This is a genomic window from Streptomyces sp. NPDC028907 (assembly GCF_055564995.1).
Map to the genome: position 1 here is coordinate 932,025 of NZ_JBVHVE010000001.1, position 20,832 is coordinate 952,856.

A 20,832-nucleotide genomic window follows, 5' to 3' on the forward strand; every position below is an offset into this window, starting at 1 on the left:
CACGTAACTTCGAACGGGACCGTAGGCGGCAAGCGCTTTCTAGTCAATGGGTCGCGCACGGATCACGCCGGGGGCGATGGAGTGGGGGTGCAGCGAGGCCGTCATGCGGGCGGGGCGTCGTGTGCAAAGCTGCCGCCAATCCCGGCCGGGCGTGAATGTTCTCGGCTGGACACAATTTGAGTAGCGTCTCTGATCAGGTGGAGGATCCCGAGTCGGACTGGGGTCGCGGGACCGTTTCCCACCGTGGTGGAGCAGCATGAACGTGGCGGTGGAATCCCGCGCCCAACGCTGCCCCTCGTGGCCGGTGTTGGCCAGTGGTGGGGGTACTGATCGTCGTCACGACCTGGTGCCGGTGGGCTGCGCGTGGCAACCTTTTCCGGCCCGTTGGTACGTGCCCCTCCGGACGCTTGCCCGCCGGACTTGAGAGACCGGTGGGGGAGGGTGCCCCGCGTCGCCTGGGCGCGGGGCGGGTAGTTCTGTGTCGGGTGGGGCCGGTCTTGGACCGGTCGTTCCGGCGAATTGAGGCGGTGGCCGGTTCGACGATCGCTCGGGCTTCGAGTATGTCGACCAGGCCTCGGATGATCATGATGCCACTGGCGCGGTCCACCACGGTCATGGATTGGTGGACCAGCCCCCGTGCGGCAATGCGCTGCCACGCGCCCATGTCACGGTCGCCCTGCCAGCCGCACTCGGGATTGGGGCAGAGGGCCCACTTCCATCCGGGTACGGTCGGCCGGTCTGGGGCCTTGCAGTGGCGTAGAGAGGCCAGACAGCGGGGACAGTTCCGGGAGGTTCCCCGGGCAGGGACTGCGACGACGGAGATGCCTGCTTCGGCAGCCAGATGCCGTATGCGGTCCACGATCTGCCCACGGATCTGCTGGGACAGGCGGACGTTGAGGGTGCGGCCCATGCCGCGCGCCTCCAACGAGCGGAGGTCCTCGACGTAAATCACGCTCGCGCCGGCGGCGATGGCTTGGTCGACTGTCCACCGTGCGGCGGACCAGCCGAGTGCGTCGTTGAGGTTCGAGCGCCGGTCGGAGATGTGCCGGATCTCCTCAGTCAGGGCCGCATGTTTCCCGGTCAGGCGATGGCCGTCGGTGCCGTTGACGAGCCGGTGGTAGCGGTCAGCCTTGACGTGCAGCAACTCGGATGCACGGCGCAACCGGTGCTGCTTGGCCAACACGCCGGCCGCGCGGAACTGGGCACCGGAACCCAACGCGATGATCTTGTCGTGGTCGTGGAGCCGGACGGCGCCCACGCTGAGCAGCGTGTTCAGACCCCAGTCCACGCCCAATGCCACGGTGTGGCCGCTACGCCGGGCTTTCGGCACCGCGTGCGTGTAGGCGAGGTCGGCCCGCACCTGGCCTCGGTGGATTCGTAGGGTGGGCAGGTGTAGCACCGAACTGAGCGGGATGGTCGGCGGCAGCGCGATGGGGCACGCCACCCATGCCCAGTCCGCATACGAACGTGGGTCCGGGCGGACGGGCAACTGCAGCCGCAGTAGCGCCCGGCCCGGATCGTCGGCGCGAGTGAGGGTGGCCTGCTGCCTGTCGCACGTCGACAACGGCAGTATCCGCGCCACCTGGGGTGCGGTCTCCATCTCGAAGACCTCGGTCGGCAGACGACCGTGCCGACGCCGGAAAGCGGCGACCTGCTGAGTCCGAGCCCTGATCACACAAGACGGCAGATGTGCGCCGTCGGGGACGACCTCACGGACGGCATCCCACTCGGCTGGGGTACGCCTGCCCGGGTCGGTGGGCCACGCCGTGATGATGCCGGCGATCAGGTCGGCTCGCCACTTCGCCGACCGCAGCTGGCGCCCGGCCTGCTCCTGGGCCATGCGCACGATCCGGTCATTGACGCGGACGCCCTCAGGCGGTGCGGCACTCCAGCCCAGGCGACGCAGCGCCATCCAGGCCTTCGACGGCAGGCCGCGACCCGTGGCGTCCACCCCCGAGGCCAACAGGTCCACATCGCTGGCGTTCCAGTGCGCGGCCAGCAGGGCAGCGGTCATGTCGGACACCAAATCCGCAGCCCAGGCGACCCGGTCCGCCAGTACGGAGGCGGACAGCACCTCGCCCGTCTTCTCCACAACGCCAGTACGCAGCAGAGCCCGGGCACCAGCCGTCCTGGCCGCTTCGCCCTCACCGAGCGACAACTTTCGGCTCACCAGCCCGCCCCCTTCCGGCCGTGGTGCTGTCACCCGATCAACGACACATCCGCGTAAAGGTCACGCATTCGATCCACGCACTCTCGTGCGGATTTGACAGTCTGCACATCACTACAGATCCCACAGGAAAAGCGTTAGCCTGTGTTCGTTATTCCGATCGGCTGTTGAAATTTCGAACGCAGCCTGACATCCAAGGGAGGGTGCCGGACGTGGGACGCCTCGTACCAGCCGTGACCCGGGCTCTCGACATTCTCGAGCTCTTCCTCGACGGGGACGGCACGCTGTCCGCCCCCGACATCGTGCGCAAGCTGCAGCTGCCGCGCACCACCGTGCACGAGCTGGTCACCACGCTCGCAGCCCGGTCGTACATCGTCCAGGTCCCCGGTCAGCCGGGACGGTACCGCCTGGGCGTACGGCCTTACCAGCTCGGCAGCCGATACGCCGAGCAGCTCGACCTCGCGGCCGAGGGGCAGCAGGTCGCCCGGTCCGTCGCGGAGACGTGTGACGAGACGGTGCACGTGGCCATCCTCGAGGGCACCGACGTCATCTACATCGCCAAGGTGGACTCGACGCACGCGGTGCGCATGGTGTCCGCCGCCGGGCGGCGGCTGCCCGCCCACTGCACGTCCGTCGGCAAGATGCTGCTGGCCTCCCTTCCCGAGCCGGAGCTCTCCTCCCGGATCGCGGACGACGCCGAGCTCGTCGCCATGACACCCAACAGCATCACCGACCCGGCCGCCCTGCGCGAGGCCCTCGCCGGGATCCGGCAGCGGGGTATCGCCGTCGAACGCCAGGAGTCCAACCCGGACGTGTCGTGCGTCGCCGCGCCCGTGCGGGACCGCACCGGGCAGGTCGTCGCCGCGCTCTCCATCTCCGTCCCGATGATCCGCTGGAGCGAGGACCGGCGCGCCGAGCTGGAGCAGCTCGCCGCCAAGGGGGCCGCCGAACTGTCGGAGCGGCTCGGACACCGGAGCGTGGCATGACGACGACCGCGTACGAGGTGGCGGTACGGGCGGAGGCAGAGCTCGGTGAGGGCCCGACCTGGGACCCGGCGAGCGGCCGGCTGATCTGGATCGACATCCTGGGGTCCCGGATCCACACGTACGACCCCGTCTCGGGCCGTCGCTCGGTCCGTACGACCCCGCAGCACGTCGGCGCCGTCAAGCCGCGCGCCGGCGGCGGCCTGGTGCTGAACCTGCGGGACGGCGTCGGACTGCTCGACCCGGACGACACCTTCCGCTGGCTGCACCACGAGCCCGTCCCCGGCCGCCGCGCCAACGACGCCGCGGTCGCCCCGGACGGCTCCCTGTGGGCCGGAACCATGCGTTACGACGAGGCCCCGGGCGGCGGCACGCTGTCCCGGGTCACCGGCGACGGCACGGTCGAGGTGATCCTCGACGACGTTGCGGTGAGCAACGGCACGGGCTGGAGCCCGGACGGGCGGCTGATGTACTACATCGACTCGCCCACCCGCCGCCTCGACGTCTTCGACTTCACGGACGACGGCCGCGCCGTGAACCGGCGCCCGCTCGTCGAGATCGAGGACGGCGCCGGGTTCCCCGACGGCCTCACCGTCGACGCCGAGGGCTGCGTCTGGGTGGCCCTGTGGGAGGGCGCGTCCGTACGCCGCTACACGCCGACCGGCGAACTGGACCGAGTCGTCCCGCTTCCGGTGCCCAGGGTCACGGCGTGCGCCTTCGCCGGGCCCGACCTGACCGACCTGTACATCACGACGGCCCGCGTGGGCCTCACGTCGCCGCCCGCCCTGGCCGGGTCGGTCTTCGTGATCCCGGGCGCCGGCAAGGGCCTGCCGCAACCGGCCTTCGAGGGCTGACCCCGCCCGACGCCCGGGGGCGCACGCCAGACACTCCAACGCCCCCGGGCCCCGGCCCCTGACGGCCGCGTCACACCCCGGCTCTCCCTGTCGCGCGCCGATCTGGCGCCGTCGCAGCCCGGTCGGGGTGGGACAGCCGGTCCCGGGCTGCCGCAGCCGGACGGCTGATCCTCCTCAGACCAAACCGCCCGCCTTCCGCTCCTCCGCGGTCAGCGGCGGCCCGCTCAGCGCCGGCTTGAGTGGGCCGATCGCGGCGGCCAGCAGGACGGACGGGGTCAGGAGGACTTCGGCGCCGCGTTCCAGTGACGTCACGTCCGTCACCCGGCGGGCGATGCGGCCGTTGCCGGTGGCGGTGTGCATGAGGCGGGCCACGTAGGCGGCCACGAGGCGTTCCCTGAGCGTGGGGCCGTTCTCGGTCGCGCCGGGATAGAAGACGTCCTGGCCGATGGCCATGTCCCAGGCGGCGGCGACCGGGCGGGCCACCGACCGCTGGACGCGACGTGCCAGTCCCGGTGCCGACGGGCAGTGACGGCGCGTCATGTCGCGCAGGATCAGGGCGCTCTGGGCGGCGACCGCCAGGCCGTGGCCGTAGACCGGGTTGAAGGCGGCGAGGGCGTCGCCGAGGACGACGAGGTTCTCCGGCCAGGCCGGCATCCGCTCGTAGAAGTAGCGGCGGTTGACGGTGGTGCGGGTGCAGGAGACGGGGGACAGCGGCTCGGCGTTCTCGATGAGGTCGCCGATCAGCGGGTGGCGCAGCTTCTCGCGGGCGAAGTCGGCGAAGTCCTCGGCGGTGGCGGGGGGTTCGCCGCCGCGGGTGCCGGAGAGGGTGACGATCCACCGGCCGTCCTCGATCGGCAGCAGGAAGCCCGCCCGGCCCGGTCCGCCGTCGCGCGGGTCGGGCTGCACGTTGACGACCGGGAAGCCGTCCCGGGCGTGCTCGGGGGCGAGGTAGAGGCGACTGGCGTACACCAGGCCGGAGTCGACCTCGCGGTGCTCGGGTGCGGGAAGGCCGAGTGCCGCGAGCCATTTGGGTGTCCCGGAGCCGCGGCCGGTGGCGTCGACGACCAGGCAGGCGGGGAGGGCCCGCTCGGCCCCGTCGTGGGTCCGGATCCGAACGCCCGTGACGGCGGCGGCCGTGCCGGTCAGCCCGACGGCCTCCGCCCGGTCGACCAGGTCGATCCGCTCGTCGGCGAGGACCTGCGCCCGGATCGTCGCGTCCAGCAGGTCCCGGCCGGCCAGGATCACATGGTGCGACTCGGGCCAGCGGCGGAACCAGCCCCGTGCCGACATGGCGACCACGTCCGTGGTGACGGGCAGCCGCTGCGCTCCGGCGGCCCGCAGCACCTCGGTGATGCCCGGGAGAAGTTCCTCCATGGCCCGCACCCCGCCCGACCACAGCATGTGCGCGTGGCGCGCCTGCGGCAGCCCCTTGCGGGGCTCGGGGCCCTCGGGCAGGGCGTCCCGGTCGACGACGACCACACGGTCGGCGAAACCGGCGAGCGCGCGGGCCGCGAGCATGCCGGTGTGGGATCCCCCCAGGACGACGGCGGTTCTGACGTCTGGGGCGGGGCGTTCGTTCATGCGGGGGCACTCTCTGCCGGGGCGGTCGCGCGGGCGCGTACCGCCTCGATGTCGTCGGGGTGACGGAGGGCTCGGGACACGGCCTGGATCTCCCGCAGCAGATACGCGGTGTCGGGGCCGGAGGGGGAGGCGCCGGCGTCGGCCTCCGGGGAGCGCCGCCGGGTGTCGACGGCGTCCAGGAGCATCACGGCCGCGGCCAGGGCCTCCGCCTGCGCGGGCCCGAAGCCGAGGCCGAGGGCCGCGTCGTACGACCGTCCGCGCAGGTTCTCGTCGAGGTGCCGGGACACCTGGAGCAGCGCGTCGCGGATGAACGTCTCCCGGCGGATCAGCCGCAGTTCCGCCGTGCCGCGCAGGGTGAACGGCTCGCGGGCGGCGCTGACCGACCGCATCAGCACGGAGAGGGTGCGCAGGTGCCGGTGGCGCAGCCGGATCCGCCAGTGCTCGTGCAGGTACTGGCCCGTGTGCGGGAGGATGAAGCCCACGGCGACCAGGGACGCGGAGACACAGGCCGCCGCCGGCGCCAGGTCGGTGCTCAGCCAGTCCAGGTCGTGGCCCGTCCAGCGGGCGGTGACGGCGGTGAGCTTGGACGCGTCGAAGAGCAGGTTCGTCGCATAGCCGACGCCCAGGAACCTGAGGCCCCAGCGCAGCCAGCCGTCCAGGCCGTCGGTGCGGATCCAGTTCCAGATCAGCCGGGCGGTGATCGTGCAGGCCACGGTGTGCGCGAGCAGGTAGAGCAGGATCTGCTCGCGCATGAACGGCGTCGTGGCGTAGTAGGTGTCCAGGTCCCGCAGCCGTTCCACGGGGGCGTCGGCGAGGGCGAAGAGCACCCAGAGGGCGACGACCACACCCGCGTAGACGGAGACGACCCAGCGTGTCGCGCGGCGCGTCGCGGCCGAGCGGTTGGCCAGGCCGTTGCGCCAGGCGATGATCAGCAGCAGCCAGGACGCGCACAGCGCGGTGATGAGCGAGTACACCCAGGGCGCCGAGATGTTCGGCACGCCGGTGACGCGGTTGGTCCAGGCGATGGTGCCCGGGGCGGCGAAGACGAACACGGAGCAGGCGAACAGCAGCAGGCCGCCGACCGCACGCAGCAGCGGGTCCCGCCACATCCTGACGATGCTGGGCAGCTTGATCGCCAGGGCGGCGGTGAGGGCGACGGTCGGGATCCAGAAGGAGATCTGCACGTCACCGAAGAGCTTCGCCCACGTCACCGCTCCACCCTCCGGTTCCTGCCCCCGGCCCCGCTCCCGCGATACCCCATGGACCGCTGCACCGGCCCGAGCGGTGGCTCCGCCCCCCGCCCCGACAGCAGCGGCCGGAACGCGGCCGCCAACCGGTGCCCGAAGTCGTCGGCCTCGGACTCGTCCCGCTCCCGGGAACCGTTGCGGGCGGCCACCGTGAGGGCGACGTCCTTCCAGCCGGGCGTGCCGGCCAGGGCACGGGCGGCGGCCGTACCGTCCGTGTGATGGTGGCCGTGACCGGCGTGCAGATGCCACAACTCATGGCCGAGGATGACCAGTTGCTGCATCGCCTCGGCCCGCTCCTCGACGATGACCAGGTCGAAGTCCTGGAACTCCACCCACAGCCCGGTCACTTCGATCTCGTCGGGAAACCGCTCGAACCGCAGCTCGACGGGCCGACCGCCGCGCCGCGCGCTCATCTCCGCGCACAGCGCGTGGCACAGCTCGCGGACGTCGGCCGGGGGGTGGGCTCTGGTACGCAGCGCTGCGCTCAGATCGGAGGCCAGGTCGCGCATCGCGGAAGCGGAGCGTGAGCGCCGCAGCCCCAGGGGGTGTCTTAGCCCCGAAGCGACCCGGGCCGCCCTCTCGCGCGCGCCCGCGATGTCCATCGCACCCCCTGTTCCCCCGCCGCTCGGCGGGCCGTTCGAGCCTACGCGGACCCGCGTGTCCGCGTCATGCGATCCGGCGCCGTAGTTCAAGCGGGAACGACCGGGCCATGCGGTTCATCGCCGAAGCAGTCCCGGTGCCGCCGCATACGCCGACGCCAGTACTCCGGCTTACTCCCCCTGTCAGACGTGCTCGCCGCCCGTGCCCGGCACGGTGTTGTCCATGTCTTCCACGAGGTCTTCCCCGTCCGCCAGGAAACTGAGCCGGCCCGTCCGCCGGGCCGCTCTCGTCGTGCATGTCGTCGCCTCCGCCGGCTGGCTCGGGCTCACGCTCGGGTTGCTGGCGCTCGCCGTCACCGCGGCCACCACCGGGTCCGCGGTGACCGTGGAGGCGTCCGTGCGGGCGATGAAGCTGTTCGCCGACTGGCTGCTGCTGCCGGTGGCGTTCCTCACGCTGGTCAGCGGGCTGGTGCTGGCCCTGGGGTCGCAGTGGGGGCTGGCGCGCCATCGATGGGTGTACGTCAAGTTCTGGCTGACGCTCGCCACGACCACGGCCACGGCCTTCGCCCTGCGGCCCGGTCTGGGCTCCACCGTGGCCGCCGTCGCGGCGGGCGGGCCGCTGCCCGATGCCACCGACCTCATGATGGGGCCGATCGTGTCACTGTCCGCGTATGTGTTCATGACCGTGATCTCGATCCTCAAGCCCTGGGGCCTGACCCGCCGCGGGCGCCGCCTGCGCCCCGGGGCCGCCCGCTCCCGCTCTGCCCGCCCGGAGCCCGCCCGGCAAGAGGCCTGACCGGATCCTCCGTCACCCGACAAGTGCCGTACAGGAGGCAACCCTCCACGCCGCCGCGGCAACCAAGCAGGTGAAGTCCCGTCCCCCACCAAGGGAGTTCACCATGCGCACCCCTCTCGCACGGCTCGGTGCCGTCATCGCCGCGATCGTCGCGTTGATCGCCGCGCCCGCCGTCACCGCGGCCCCCGCCCAAGCCGCCGCCCAGTGGAACCCGCCCGCGGGCCTCGTCCAGCCCCTGGGCGAGGTCTGGAACCACGTCGAGTCGACCTACCCCGACCTCTACGGCTTCCGGAACTACGGCTGGGACCAGGTCATGGCCAACCGGGGCAGCGTCAACTACTGCGTCCGCTGGGAGTCCGACGCCCCGGTCAGCGCCGCCCTGCGCGACCAGATCCATGCCGCGCTGAAGAAGCAGTTCGGCAAGTGGATGGCCGCCATGGTCGAGAGCAACGGCGCCGGGCACAACGCCTGGCCGTACACCGGCGTCCCCGTCAACATCGTCGGCTGGGCCGTCAAGAACCGGTCCACCCTCCAGTGGAGCGACAACTCCGTCGACATCTACGCCGGCATGCTCGACGGGGCCGGCGCCCCGCAGTGCGCCCCCGACTGCGGCCGCTTCTTCCACCAGGACGGCAACTACTCCAAGTGTCCGGGCGGCGCCGCGCGCCACTACGACCAGTCGCTCTGGCTGACCAAGGGCTTCCAGGGCGGGGCCGGCGGTGACTGGGGGCAGCGGGTCGGGCAGGAGTACTTCACCTCCGCGCTCGGCCAGGAGAACATCCACATCTATCTGCACGAGGTCGGCCACACCTTCGGCCTCGACGACTTCTACGACTGGTCCCCGACCGGCCAGTGCTGCTTCCTGATGAAGGCCGGATCCGCCGCCCAGATCACCGAGTTCGACAAGTGGATGTTCCGGGACTTCTGGCGCCATCTGAAGAGTCGTTACGGTCTGTGAGGCGGACGGACGCAGCACCGCGGGCAACGGCGGCCGGCGACGGCTAGCGGGGGTTCTCCCCCAGCGCTCCCCGCAACCGCTGTGCCCGCAGCACCAGTTCCAGCTCGAACCGCCGGTCCGGGTCGTCCATCTCGTCGCCCCACAGCTCCCGGATCTGCCGTAGCCGGTAGCGGACCGTCTGGGGATGCACCCCCAGGCGGGCCGCCACCTCGGGCGCGCCGCCCCTGGTCTCCAGCCAGGCCAGTAACGTCTCCGCGAGCCGCCGCCCGTGTGTGGGGCCGCAGTGCCGCAAGGGGGCCAGGCAGCGCACCGCGAGGTCGTCGATCAGTTCCTCGGGCTGGAGCAGCACCAGCGCCTCGGTGTGCTCGGTGCAGTACAGGACGTCTCCGGCCGGGAGCAGGCGCCGTTCCATGAGGCGTACGGCCGCCTCGGCCCAGCGCAGGGACTTCGCGGCGTCGGCCAGCGGGACGGGCGGGCCGATCGCGCCGGACCAGCCGGTCAGGGCCCGGTGGAGGAGTTCGGGGCGCCCGCCGGCGTCCGGTTCGGGGACGACCATGCGCGGTTGCTCGTACTCCATGTCGAGCAGCACGCCCTGCCCCACGGCCGGAGCCATCGCCTCCCGGGCCGGGCGCAGGAGGACCCCTACGGCGACCTTCTCGGGCAGTGGCCAGCCGATGCGGGCCGCCCGCTCGGACAGGGCGTCCGCCGGGTCACCGCGGTGGTGCTCGGCCAACAGCAGTTCCATCAGGCGGCGTTGGAGGCGTAAGCGTTCGCCGGCCTGGCGGGCGGCCGCCTCCGCGTAGCCGCGCACCGACTGGTCGACGAGGCCGTCCAGGTACTCGTAGCCGGCGTCCACCAGCTCGTACATCGCGGGCGGCGGTATGTCGACGCGCTGCCCGATCTCGGCGAAACGGCGCCAGGCCAGCCGTACGCCCATCCGGTAGATGGCCTGGAGGGAGTCCAGTGAGCGGCCGCCCCGGCCCTCGCCACGGCCGAACTCCTGGAAGACGCCGGGCGGGACGGTCGGGCGGCCCTCCGAGGTCTCCAGGTGCTGGACGAAGACCTCGATCGCGCGGCGGATGCCGACCAGGGCCATCGGTTCGCCCGACTCGTCCAGGACCAGCGGCAGATGCGGGTACTCCCGGCGGATCTCGCGCAGGATCTCCTCGGCGAGGGCCGGGGCGTCCGCCATCGCCAGCTCCGCGAAACGGCGGACCTGGAAGCGGGGTACGTCCCGCCAGGCCGAGCGGGTGGCGGCGGGGGAGGCCACCTCGGGGGTGGCGGGGGTCGCGGCCACGGTCAACTCCCCTGGCCCGCTTGCTCGTAGGTGATCAATGGCGTGTTCGGCTGGTCGGGTGTCGCTTCCAGCAGCGCGACGACGCCGAGCGCGGCGCCCACCGCGAGTACGGCGGCGAGCGCGACGGTCAGCGCGGCGGCGAGCAGTCTGGACATCGCAGGGTCAGCCTCTCTGCATCCGGAGGTCGTCCCCACCCCGGTGGTGCCAGCCTGGACCCGGTCTACCCCTGCCTGTCGCCTTCAGTCTCGACAAGCCGGGGCGGCCCGTCAAGACATTGACACTCCGTCAAGGGGCGCCTACGGTTCCCGGCCCAAGAACGGCCAGGCAACGACCGTGCACCGAGCGTGCATCGACCATGCGTCAATCCCCAGGAGTGCCGGATGCGCCGTACAGCCTCACCTCTTTCCTTGATCCTGCTGGGCCTCGGCACGTTTCTGCTGGTACTGGCGCCGATGCTCGCCTGGTACGTGGCCCCGCGTGCCGCCGTGAACCCCATCGACATCGACACCACCGCCGTGTACGAGGGCACCGGAAGTGTCTTCGACACCGACAAGATCGAGACCGTGCCGGACCAGAAAATCACCGTCACCCAGCGGGTGCGCGGCAATGTGGCGGAAAGCGAGCGCAGCGGCAACGCCGTCTGGGACGTGATCACCACCGTCGACACGGACAAGTCGCTGCCTGCCGCGTCCCCGCACGACGCGCTGGACTTCACCCCGCACCGCTGGGTGATGGACCGCAGGACGACCAGGCCGGTGCACTGCTGCGAGGAGTCGCCGTACATCGAGGGCGAGGCCTATCTGAAGTTCCCGTTCGACGTGGAGAAGCGCTCCTACCAGTGGTGGGACAACACCGGTGGCACCACGATCACCATGCGCTACGACGGCACCGAGAAGATCCAGGGGTACACGGGCTACCGGTTCACCGGCACGGTCGCGCCCCGCAAGGTCGGCACCCGGCTCGTCCCCGGCAGCCTGGTCGACGAGCCGGACCGGCCGCAGGTCCTGGCCGAGGAGTGGTACTCCAACCACGGCTTCAAACTCGTCGTGGATCAGGCCACGGGCCGGGTCGTCCACGCCCAGACCGGTCCGCGCCGCACCCTGCGGGCGCCCGGCGGCGACAAGGACGCGGCGGTGCTGCTGGACAGCGAGAGGATCGCGTTCACCACGGCCACGCAGAAGGAGGCCGTGCGGCAGGCGAAGCGGGACAGCGGTCAGCTGCGCATGGTGAGCGAGACGCTGCCGATAGGGGCTGCTGGGGCGGGATTCGTTCTTGCGGCGGTGGGTGGTGTTTTGGTGATACGCGGGCGTAAGCGTCCTGAATCCGCCGGGACGGTCGAGATGCCCCAGCCCACGCTCACGATATGACGTGACGTCAGCTCTAATAAAGCCGGAAATTGTCACGCCGGTGAGTAGCCGTGACGAACCGCTGGGCGAAAACTGTCCACCCCCACCCGGACACAGCCTGTCCACACCCCACGCACAACGACCGTAAGCAGACCAGCACCTTCGAATCCCCCCACGGGAACCCAAACCCTCCCCTCCCCCACGCTGAGTTCCGCACCCTGAGACGAGTTGGAGCGCTCATGCCCCAGCACGTGCCCTCCCAGCTGCGCGCCACCCTCCCCTGGGCGTCGCAGCAGCATTCCTCGGCGCTCCCCCCACATCCGCGCCGAATCGTTTTTCTCGCCCATCGAGACCTGGGCAACCGGTCCGCCGGCGGCTCCGAGCTGCTGGTCGACCGACTCGCCGACGGCCTCACGAGACTCGGCCACCAGGTCACCCTGCTGTGCGGGGGGCCGGCGGCCTACCGCGACTACCGGGTCGTGTCGGCCGGTGGCTCCTACGGCCACTACCTGCGTGCCAGATCCACCTTCGCCCGTCAGGTCGGGGACTGCGATCTGCTGGTCGAGGTCTGCAACGGGATGCCGTACCTCGCACCGCTGTGGCATCGCGGGCCGACGTTGTGCCTGGTGAACCATGTGCACACCGATCTGTGGCCGATGCGGTTCGGTGGGGTCCTGGCCCCGGCTGCCCGTCTCGGGCGAAGACTGGAGCACTGGGCTCTGACGGGGGCGCGGCAGCGGGGTCTGATGGTTGCCGTCTCTCCGTCCACCGCGCAGGCGCTGCGCGGGATCGGGGTCGAACGGGAGCGGATCCGGGTCGTGCACAACGGGGTCGAGGAGCCGGGGCCGCTCGGTGACCGGTCTTCCGAGCCGTTGTTCGTGGCTGTCGGGCGGCTTGTCGAGTACAAGCGGATCGATCTGCTGCTGCGGTTGTGGGAGCGGGTGCGGCCGGTGACCGGGGGGCGGCTCGTCATCGTCGGGGACGGGCCCGAGCGGGCCTCTCTTGAGCAACTGGCCGGCCCCGGCGTCGAGTTCGTCGGGCATGTGTCGGAGGCGGAGAAGCACCGGCTGCTGTGTGCGGCGTGGCTGTTGCTTCATCCCTCGGCCGTGGAGGGGTGGGGGCTGGTCGTCACCGAGGCCGCGACTCGGGAGACGCCGACCGTTGGGTTTGATGTGCCTGGGCTTCGGGATTCCGTCGTGGACGGGGAGACCGGCGTGTTGGCGGGCGGGGAGTCGTCGTTCGCCGCTGCCTGGTGCACGTTGGCCCTGTCCGGGCGGCGGCGGGAGTTGATGGGGAAGGCGGCTCGGGATCGGGCCGCGCGTTATCGCTGGGATCGGACCGTTCGGCAGTTTCGGGCGGTTGCTGCGGAGGCGGTGCGACGTGGCGCCTGAACGCCGGGGTGATTCGGTGGTCTCGCGGGTGCGGAAGCGTCGTGGCTGGTCGCGCCCACGCGGCGGAGCCGCAAATGTCACAGCCCCGCGCCCCTACAGGGGCGTGCCCGAACACCGCGTTGTCAAGGACCCCTCGTTTCGGCGTTCACTCGCCCTCTTTCGGGCCTTTCTGCATGAGCAGGACGAACCCGAAGCCTGCTACTCGCTGCTCGCTCGTGACTCCGTCGATCAGGTCGAGGCATACGACGGGCCGGTCGCCGGGCACACCGTCGTGGATGTCGGTGGGGGGAGTGGGTACTTCACCGAGGAGTTCCGGCGGCGAGGGGCACAGGCCTACCTCTTCGAGCCCGATATGCGCGAACTCGGGGCGAAGCCTCCTGATGGAGCCGTGGTCGCGGACGGGTATCTGCTGCCTCTGCGGGACGGGGTAGCGGATGTCACGTTCTCCTCGAATGTGCTGGAGCACGTGGCCGATCCGCAGACGTTCCTGAGTGAGCTGGCGCGCGTCACCCGGCCCGGTGGGCTGATCTACGTGTCGTTCACCAACTGGCTGTCCCCTTGGGGCGGGCACGAGTGGGCGCCCTGGCACTACCTCGGTGCCGAGCGGGCGCGGGCCCGATACCAGCGGCGTACCGGGCGGGCCGCAAAGCACACCCTCGGCGAGAACCTGTTCGCCGTGCACATCGGCGCCACCCTGCGGCAGGTGCGTGCGCGGGACGACGTGGAGGTCGTCTCGGCGCGCTCCCGCTACTGGCCGTTTCTCGCGGAGGGCGTCGTGAAGGCGCCGGGACTGCGCGAGTTCGCCACCTGGAACCTCCTCCTCATCCTCCGGCGGTGTCCACCATGACGACGACCACGGTCCAGGCTCCTCCCCCGGCAGCCGTGCCCACCTCCGTGCCGGCCTCGGGGCCGCCGGAGGGACCGCGGTCGCGGCGCTGGCTGCTGGGGTTCTGGGCCGTGGTGTTCGTGCTGTTGCTGGCGGTGCAGCCGGGGCGGCAGACCTTCGACACCAAGCTGGGCGTGACCGTCGATCCGGGGCGGTTCCTCGCCGATCTCGGGCAGTTGTGGTCCGACCAGGGCAGCTTCGGCGGGATCCAGAACCAGTACTCGGGCTATCTGTGGCCCATGCTGCCGTTCTACTGGCTGGCCGACGTCGTACGCCTGCCGGTGTGGCTGGCGGAGCGGCTGTGGCTGTCGCTGATCGTGTCGGTCGCCTTCTGGGGTGCGCTGCGGCTGGCCGAGCGGCTGCGGGTGGGCAGCGGGGGCTCGCGGCTCCTCGGTGCCGTCGTCTATGCCCTGTGGCCCGTCTTCACCATCGTCGTCGGGTCCACGTCCGCCGCCGCGCTGCCGGGTGCGTTTCTGCCGTGGGTGCTGCTGCCGTTGACCGATGAGCGGTACGCGGCGCGGGTCGCCGCGTTGCGGTCGGCGCTGATCATCCCCTTCATGGGGGGCGTGAACGCCGCGTCCACGCTGGCCTCGCTGCTGCCCGTCGGGCTGTATCTGCTGTCCCGGCCGCCGGGGCCCCGGCAGCGGAAGCTGATCGGGTGGTGGGTGCCGGGGGTCGTGCTGGCGACCGCCTGGTGGGTGATCCCGCTGTTGCTGCTGGGGGCCTATGGCGAGAACTTCCTTCCCTATGTGGAGAGTTCGCAGACCACCACCGAGACCATGTCGGCGACCGAGGCGTTGCGCGGCGGTGGGAACTGGGTCGCCTATCTGCACTTCGGTGAGGCGTGGCTGCCGGCCGGGTGGACCGTCGCCGCGTCCGTCGTCGTGATCGTGTGCTCGGCGCTCGCGGCCGGGCTGGGGCTCGCGGGGCTGGCGCGGCGGGACATGCCCGAGCGGCGGTGGCTGGTGCTGACCGTGGTGACGGTCGCGCTGATCCTGCTCGCCGGGTACGGCGGGGCGTTCGGGGCGCCGTTCCACGGGGTCGTGCAGGACTGGCTGAACGGCGGGCTCGTGCCCTTCCGGAACATCTACAAGTTCCAGACGGGGCTGGCTCTGGCGCTGGTGCTGGGGCTCGCCCATCTGGTGGGCGTGGCGGCCGAGGCGCGCGGGGCGCGGCCGGTGCGGGGGCGGCGGTTCGCGCCGCTGGTCGCGGCCGTGCTGGTGCTGCCGGGCCTGATGTGGCCGTATCTCAACGGGTCGATCCTCAACCCCGGTTCCTTCAAGGAGATCCCCAAGTACTGGCAGGCCACGGCCGACTGGATGGAGAAGTACTCCCCCGACGCCCGCGCCCTCGTCGTGCCGGCCACCGCGCACGGCATCTACACCTGGGGCTCCACCATCGACCAGCCGCTGGACGTCCTCGCCGACTCCCGGTGGGCCCAGCGCGACTACGTCCCGTTCGGCACGCCCGGCAACCGGCGGGCGATGGACGCCGTGGAGCAGGCGCTGACGAGCGGGGGTCAGGTGCCGGGACTGGCCGACTTCCTGAGCCGGGCCGGTGTCCACTACGTCGTCGTCCGCAACGACCTCGATCCCGACCAGATCGGCCAGGTGCCGACCACGACGGTGAAGCGGACCCTGGAGCAGTCCGGGTACGAGCGGGTGACGGGGCTCGGGCCGGTCATGACCGGCGGGACGATCGCGCCGGGCACCCCGCTGCAGGTGGAAGGGCTGTATCCGCGGCAGCGGGCGGTGGAGATCTACAAGCCGGTGAGCGCGGACGTGCCGCGTCCGCATCAGGCCGGGCTTCAGCCGGTCGCCGACACGGCCGTGGTGTCCGGCGGGCCGGAGGCGCTGCTGCCGCTGGCGTCCGAACTGCGGGGCCGGGCAAGCGTGTTGACCGGGGACAACCATCCCGGACTCGGCTCACCGCAGGTGCAGGTGGTCGGGGACGGGCTGCGGCGTGCGGACACCCGGTTCGGGCTGATCAACGCCAACACGTCGTACACGTACACGCGCGACGAGCGCAACGCGCCCGACGCCGCCCAGGACGCGGGCGAGAAGCCGCACCAGATCCTGCCGACGACCGGCGTCGACCACCAGACCGTGGCCGAGCTGCGCGGTGCGCGGTCGGTGACGGCGTCGTCGTACGGCAGCTGGCTCTTCCACCTTCCCCAGTTCGACCCGGTGAACGCCTTCGACGGCAATCCGGACACGGCGTGGACCGAGGGGTCGGAGGGGTCACCGGAGGGTGAGTGGCTGCGGATCCGGTTCGCGGGCGGGTCGTACGACATGCCGAAGTCGTTCAAGGTGACGCCGTTGCCGCAGGAGGGCGTACGGGAGGCGGCGACGCGGGTGCGGGTGGAGACGCAGAAGGGGTCGGTGAACTCCGTCCTCCGGGCGGACGGTTCGACGCAGACGGTCAAGGCGCCTGCGGGCGCGACGAGTTGGATGAAGCTGACGATCACGGACTCCGTGGCGCGGCGGCCCGGGCTGACCGGGGCGGGCTTCTCCGAGATCGACCTGCCGGACGTCCAGGTGACCCGGCTGCTGCGGCTGCCCACCGACGCCGAGGACTCCGGGGCCGCCGCCGAGATCGTCTCCCTGTCCCGTGCGGCCGACCCGACCGGGCTGTCGCCGACGGGCACGGAGGCCGGACTGCACCGCCGCTTCACGACGTCCACGGCCGGGACGTACGAGGTACGGGCGAGTGCGGTGCCGGTGGCGGGCGAGGAGCTGGACGAGCTGCTGTACAAGGTGGCGCCGGAGCAGCGGAACCGGATCGTCGCCACCGCCGACTCCACGGCACGGCTCGGGGCCGGACTGTCGCCGCGCAACCTCACCGACGGCGACCTGACCACGGCGTGGATCGCGGGCGACCGGCCCACGCTCCACCTGCGCTGGCCCGGGAAGCAGGCGGTGGGAGAGATCGTGCTGGCACCGGCGGGCGGCCTCTCCACGCGTCCCACCGAGGTGCACATCAGCTCGCCGGACGGTGCGGTGATCGCAGGGGTCGACGAGAACGGCTGGGTGCGCTTCCCGGCGATCACGACCGACCGCCTCGACATCACGATCACACAGACGGCCCCGCTGACCCTCTACAACCCGATGGTGGGCGAGGACCTGCGGCTCCCGGTGGGCCTGACCGAGGCCTACGTCCCCGCCCTCGACCAGTACCGGACCCCGCAGCCGAGGGGCACCCGGCCGTTCTCGCTGCCGTGCGGGGAGGGGCCGGTCGTCGCGGTGGACGGGGAGCTGTACCGCACGAGCGTGCGCGGAACGGTACGGGATCTGATGGAACGGCGGCAGGTCGAGGTGACGCTCTGCCAGCGCGGCCGCGACAACGCCGAGGTGCGGCTGCCGGCCGGTGACCACCGGGTCGAGTCCGGGGATGCCGGTCCGCTCACGCTGACCGACGTGACCCTGACGCGCGGCACGGTCGCCGAGGCCTCGACGGCCGCGCGTGACCTGGAGATACGGGACTGGCTCGGCGACCGGCGCGCGGTGACGGTCGGCTCGGGTGCGGCGAGCTACCTCACGATGTACGAGAACTTCAACGACGGCTGGCACGCCACCCTGGACGGCAAGGAACTGACGCCGGTACGGCTGGACGGCTGGCAGCAGGGCTGGCGGATCCCCGCCGGGGCCGGCGGCGCGGTCGAGCTGTCGTACGAGCCCGCGGTGCTGTACGAGGGCGGGCTGATCGGCAGCGCGGTGGCGCTCGCCCTGCTGGCCGGGCTGGCGCTGTGGCGCCGCCGCGCTCCCAATCCGGATGAGCCGCAGGTGGCCCCGCCGCTGCCGGGGCTGTGGCTGGGCACGGTGGCCGTGACGGTGGTGGGCGTGTTCATCGCCGGGTGGTTCGCACTGCTGGTGCCGGCGTTGGCGGTGGTGGCCTGGCGCAGGCACGCGCTGCTCGTACCGATCGCCTTCGCCGCCCTCGCCGGGGCGGGGGTCGCGGCGGCCCTCGGCGCCGGGGAGCCGGTCGGGGCGCAGGAGGGCACGTTCGGGCCTGCGGCCCAGCTGCTGGCGTTGATCGGGTTGTTCGCGGGGGTCGTGGCGGTGCGGGAGCCGCTGGGGTCTGCTGGGGTGGCGGGCGGTTCGGGCGTATCCGCAGGCGGACCCGGCACATCCGCGACCAGCCTTCCGGGCGGCGCCGCGCCGCAGTCACCCACGCGGCCGTTGCCGCGGCGTCGACGCGGGCGGAGTCCGCTGGGGATCGAGCCACCTGGTTCGGCGAACCCTGCCTCCGGAACTGGGCCTGGGGCCGGACCCGGACCTGGGGCCGGACCCGGACCTGGGGCCGGACCCGGACCTGGGGCCGGACCCGGACCTGGGGCCGGACCTGGGCCCAGATCCGCACCCCGACCCGAGTCCGGGCCGACCGGAGCCGTACCCCTGTCCGAATCCGGGCCGACCGTCTCCGCTCGCGGGCCCGGTGGGCCGGACCCGGATCCGCCGACCGCGCGCATCGGCGGGAAGCCGAGGTTCCGGGTGAGCCGTCCCGGCGACACGGCTCAGGCGCAGGGCGCGTCGGCGGCCGGGGGCCCGCCGGAGCCCGAGGACTCCCGGGAGGGCGACACCACATGACCGCACTTCAGCAGCCCGCACGCGCCGACGGTCCGCCGCGACCGCCCGTACGGGTCCCGTTTCCCGTCGTGGACGAGATCGCCCGGCACTGTCTCCAGGAGGAGGAGCCGGAGACGGTGCACATCGAGGTGCATCTGCCGGGGCGGCTGGACGCGGGGCGGCTGCGGGCCGCCTTCGCCGAGGCGTTGCGGCGGCATCCGCGCATCCTGATGCGTCAGGCGCCGGGGCCGTGGTACCGACGCCGGTACGAGTGGGAGCTGACGGCGGAGCCGGACGTGGAGGTGGTGGGCTTTCCGGCGTCGGGGCGGGACGCGTTGCGGGACGCGCGGACCCGGGCGCTGACGCAGGCGCCGCCCCTGTCGCTGTCGCCGCCGATCCGGGTGGAGGCGGTGGACGGAGCGGGGGCGGGACCGGTCGAGGGGAGCGAGGCATCCGACGCCGTGGGCGTACGGCCGCGCGGAGTCGACGGCGGCCCACAGCCGCGTACCGCACCGGGCACCGTCCTCTTCCTCACCATCAACCACACCGCGCTCGACGGCCCCGCCTGCCTCCGCGTCCTGGCCACCGCCGCCGAGCTGTACGGCGGCAAGGACAACTCCCCCGCCGCACCGCCCGTACGCTCGGCAGCCGAAGCGCCGCCGCCCCCCGAGGAAGCCCCGTCCAACTGGTCCCACCCGGCGCGGGTGGCGCCCGGCAGCCCCGAACCCTCCCCCGGCAACGGCATGCTCGTCACCGAGCTCCCCCTCCCCCACCGGCCCAAGGGCTCCCCCTACACGGTCAACGACCAGCTCATGGTCACCACCGCCCTGACCATCGCCCACTGGAACCGGGAGCACGGCGCCCGCCCCCGCCCCCTGCGCATCACCATGCCCGTGGACGACCGCCCCAGGGACGCCTCCATGCCCATCGGCAACGGCACCCGGCTGGTCGAAGTGCCCTTCTCGCCGGAGGAGTTGGCCGCGCACGACCCGGGCGACATGCCCGCCCTGCTCCACCGCACCGCCACCCGCACCCGCGCCCTCAAATCCCTCCCCCGGCCCCAGCTCGGCCACGGCGCCTCCCTCCTGACCGCGCCCTGGGCCCCGGTCGCCGTCCGCGCCGCCCTCACCCGCGGACTGCGCCGGGCCGCCGCGCCCTGGACGTCCACGACCCTCCTCAGCAACATCGGCCGTATCCCTTACCCCCTGGACTTCGGCGAGGAGGCCGGCCGTGCGCACGCCGTGTGGTTCTCGGCACCGGCCCGGATGCCCCGCGGCCTCACCGTCACCACCGCCTCCACCGCGGGCCGTCTGCACCTCGCCCTGCGCTGGTCGCGCGCGCTGCTCAGCCACGGGGACGGCGCCCATCTGCGGGACCTCTTCGAGCACTACCTGCACACCACGGAGGTGACCCCATGACAACCTCCTCCGTGAAGCCGCGCGAGCTGCGCGACTTCTACGAGAACCCCGCCGTCCCCGTGGCCTCCGGCACCCCGCGCAGCCGCCGCCAGGCCCGCATGCTCGCCGAAGCCCTGGGACCGGCAACCGGCGACCCCCGCACCGTCCTCGACATCGGCTGCGGCGACGGCACCGCCGCGGCCACGGCGGCCCCCTACCTGACCGGCCACCGCATCATCGGCGTCGACTGGTCCCAGGACGCGCTACGACGGGCCCGCACCCGGATCCCGTACGCCGTGCGCGGTGAACTCACCGACGGCGGGCTGCCGCTGCGGACCGGGTCCGCCGACGCCGTGCTGTTCAGCGAGGTGATCGAGCATCTCGTCGACCCCGACGCCGCCCTGGACGAGATCCGCCGCGTACTGCGTCCCGGCGGTCATCTCATGCTCTCCACCCCGAACCTGGCCGCCTGGTACAACCGCGCCCTGCTGGCGGCCGGCGTACAGCCGGTCTTCTCGGAGGTCAGCCTGCGGGCGATCCACGGCCGGCCGGGACGTGAAGTCGTCGGCCACCTCCGGCTCTACACCGCCCGGGCACTGCGGGAGTTCGTGGCCGCGTCCGGCTTCGAAGTCGTACGACTGCACGGCGCGCCCTTCCACGGCGTGCCGCGCCCCCTCCGCCCCCTGGACCGGCTGGCCTGTGCCAGGCCGTCGCTCGCGTCGATCCTGCTGCTGCACGCCAGGAGGAAGTAGACCATGTGGTGGG

At 72.2% G+C, this 20,832-nt stretch carries 16 protein-coding genes; 10 read left to right on the forward strand and 6 right to left on the reverse strand.

From position 1 onward, the window contains the following. Window positions 1–193 precede the first annotated feature (193 nt). On the reverse strand, window positions 194–2,158 hold the full coding sequence (locus ACZ4UU_RS04130; protein WP_468036335.1) for a zinc ribbon domain-containing protein: 1,965 nt from the start codon (window positions 2,156–2,158) through the stop codon (window positions 194–196). Between the two features lie 221 nt (window positions 2,159–2,379). Between ACZ4UU_RS04130 and ACZ4UU_RS04135 the strand changes: the two genes are divergently transcribed. Continuing rightward, window positions 2,380–3,153, forward strand: coding sequence for an IclR family transcriptional regulator (locus ACZ4UU_RS04135; protein WP_468036336.1), 774 nt, complete (start codon window positions 2,380–2,382; stop codon window positions 3,151–3,153). Beyond that, window positions 3,150–4,004, forward strand: coding sequence for an SMP-30/gluconolactonase/LRE family protein (locus ACZ4UU_RS04140; RefSeq protein ID WP_468036337.1), 855 nt, complete (start codon window positions 3,150–3,152; stop codon window positions 4,002–4,004). Before ACZ4UU_RS04135 ends, ACZ4UU_RS04140 begins: the two co-directional genes overlap by 4 nt. Before the next feature lie 174 nt (window positions 4,005–4,178). Here ACZ4UU_RS04140 and ACZ4UU_RS04145 read toward each other — a convergent pair whose 3' ends face one another. From ACZ4UU_RS04145 to ACZ4UU_RS04155, 3 genes are read right to left on the reverse strand one after another with little or no spacing between them, the layout of a single operon-like run. Further along, window positions 4,179–5,585 carry a pyridine nucleotide-disulfide oxidoreductase gene (locus ACZ4UU_RS04145; protein WP_468036338.1) on the reverse strand — a complete coding sequence of 469 codons (1,407 nt, stop codon included), beginning with the start codon at window positions 5,583–5,585 and terminating at the stop codon, window positions 4,179–4,181. Next, window positions 5,582–6,796 (reverse strand): MAB_1171c family putative transporter, encoded by a 1,215-nt coding sequence (locus tag ACZ4UU_RS04150; RefSeq protein WP_468036339.1) that lies wholly within the window; start codon window positions 6,794–6,796, stop codon window positions 5,582–5,584. Before ACZ4UU_RS04150 ends, ACZ4UU_RS04145 begins: the two co-directional genes overlap by 4 nt. Next, a complete protein-coding gene (locus ACZ4UU_RS04155; RefSeq protein WP_468036340.1) occupies window positions 6,793–7,434 on the reverse strand; it encodes a toxin-antitoxin system, toxin component family protein in 642 nt (213 codons plus the stop codon). The genes ACZ4UU_RS04150 and ACZ4UU_RS04155 overlap by 4 nt, the downstream gene beginning before the upstream one ends. A gap of 220 nt (window positions 7,435–7,654) precedes the next feature. On the opposite strand from ACZ4UU_RS04155, the gene ACZ4UU_RS04160 reads away from it, so the two are divergent. Both ACZ4UU_RS04160 and ACZ4UU_RS04165 read left to right on the forward strand, forming a co-directional pair. Next, complete coding sequence (locus tag ACZ4UU_RS04160; RefSeq protein ID WP_468036341.1) at window positions 7,655–8,227, forward strand: DUF2269 domain-containing protein; 573 nt, start codon at window positions 7,655–7,657, stop codon at window positions 8,225–8,227. 103 nt (window positions 8,228–8,330) lie between these two features. Further along, window positions 8,331–9,185, forward strand: coding sequence for a hypothetical protein (locus ACZ4UU_RS04165; RefSeq protein ID WP_468036342.1), 855 nt, complete (start codon window positions 8,331–8,333; stop codon window positions 9,183–9,185). Between the two features lie 43 nt (window positions 9,186–9,228). Here ACZ4UU_RS04165 and ACZ4UU_RS04170 read toward each other — a convergent pair whose 3' ends face one another. Continuing rightward, window positions 9,229–10,482: a PucR family transcriptional regulator gene (locus tag ACZ4UU_RS04170; protein ID WP_468036343.1), complete on the reverse strand. Its 1,254-nt coding sequence runs from the start codon at window positions 10,480–10,482 to the stop codon at window positions 9,229–9,231. Between the two features lie 2 nt (window positions 10,483–10,484). Next, entirely contained in the window at window positions 10,485–10,637 is a 153-nt protein-coding gene (locus ACZ4UU_RS04175; RefSeq protein ID WP_167348315.1) for a hypothetical protein, read from the reverse strand. 225 nt (window positions 10,638–10,862) lie between these two features. On the opposite strand from ACZ4UU_RS04175, the gene pgfA reads away from it, so the two are divergent. The 6 genes from pgfA to ACZ4UU_RS04205 all read left to right on the forward strand — a co-directional run bounded on the left by pgfA (window position 10,863) and on the right by ACZ4UU_RS04205 (window position 20,819). Continuing rightward, complete coding sequence (gene pgfA, locus ACZ4UU_RS04180; RefSeq protein ID WP_468036344.1) at window positions 10,863–11,849, forward strand: cell envelope lipid trafficking protein PgfA; 987 nt, start codon at window positions 10,863–10,865, stop codon at window positions 11,847–11,849. A gap of 218 nt (window positions 11,850–12,067) precedes the next feature. Next, window positions 12,068–13,219, forward strand: coding sequence for a glycosyltransferase family 4 protein (locus ACZ4UU_RS04185; RefSeq protein ID WP_468036345.1), 1,152 nt, complete (start codon window positions 12,068–12,070; stop codon window positions 13,217–13,219). Between the two features lie 103 nt (window positions 13,220–13,322). Then, window positions 13,323–14,066, forward strand: coding sequence for a class I SAM-dependent methyltransferase (locus tag ACZ4UU_RS04190; RefSeq protein ID WP_468036346.1), 744 nt, complete (start codon window positions 13,323–13,325; stop codon window positions 14,064–14,066). Continuing rightward, window positions 14,063–18,691: a DUF3367 domain-containing protein gene (locus ACZ4UU_RS04195; RefSeq protein WP_468036347.1), complete on the forward strand. Its 4,629-nt coding sequence runs from the start codon at window positions 14,063–14,065 to the stop codon at window positions 18,689–18,691. The genes ACZ4UU_RS04190 and ACZ4UU_RS04195 overlap by 4 nt, the downstream gene beginning before the upstream one ends. Next, the gene (locus ACZ4UU_RS04200; protein WP_468036348.1) at window positions 18,688–20,088 is read left to right on the forward strand and encodes a condensation protein; all 1,401 of its coding nucleotides are present in this window, start codon (window positions 18,688–18,690) and stop codon (window positions 20,086–20,088) included. Before ACZ4UU_RS04195 ends, ACZ4UU_RS04200 begins: the two co-directional genes overlap by 4 nt. Further along, window positions 20,085–20,819: a class I SAM-dependent methyltransferase gene (locus ACZ4UU_RS04205; protein WP_468036349.1), complete on the forward strand. Its 735-nt coding sequence runs from the start codon at window positions 20,085–20,087 to the stop codon at window positions 20,817–20,819. Before ACZ4UU_RS04200 ends, ACZ4UU_RS04205 begins: the two co-directional genes overlap by 4 nt. Window positions 20,820–20,832 lie beyond the last annotated feature (13 nt).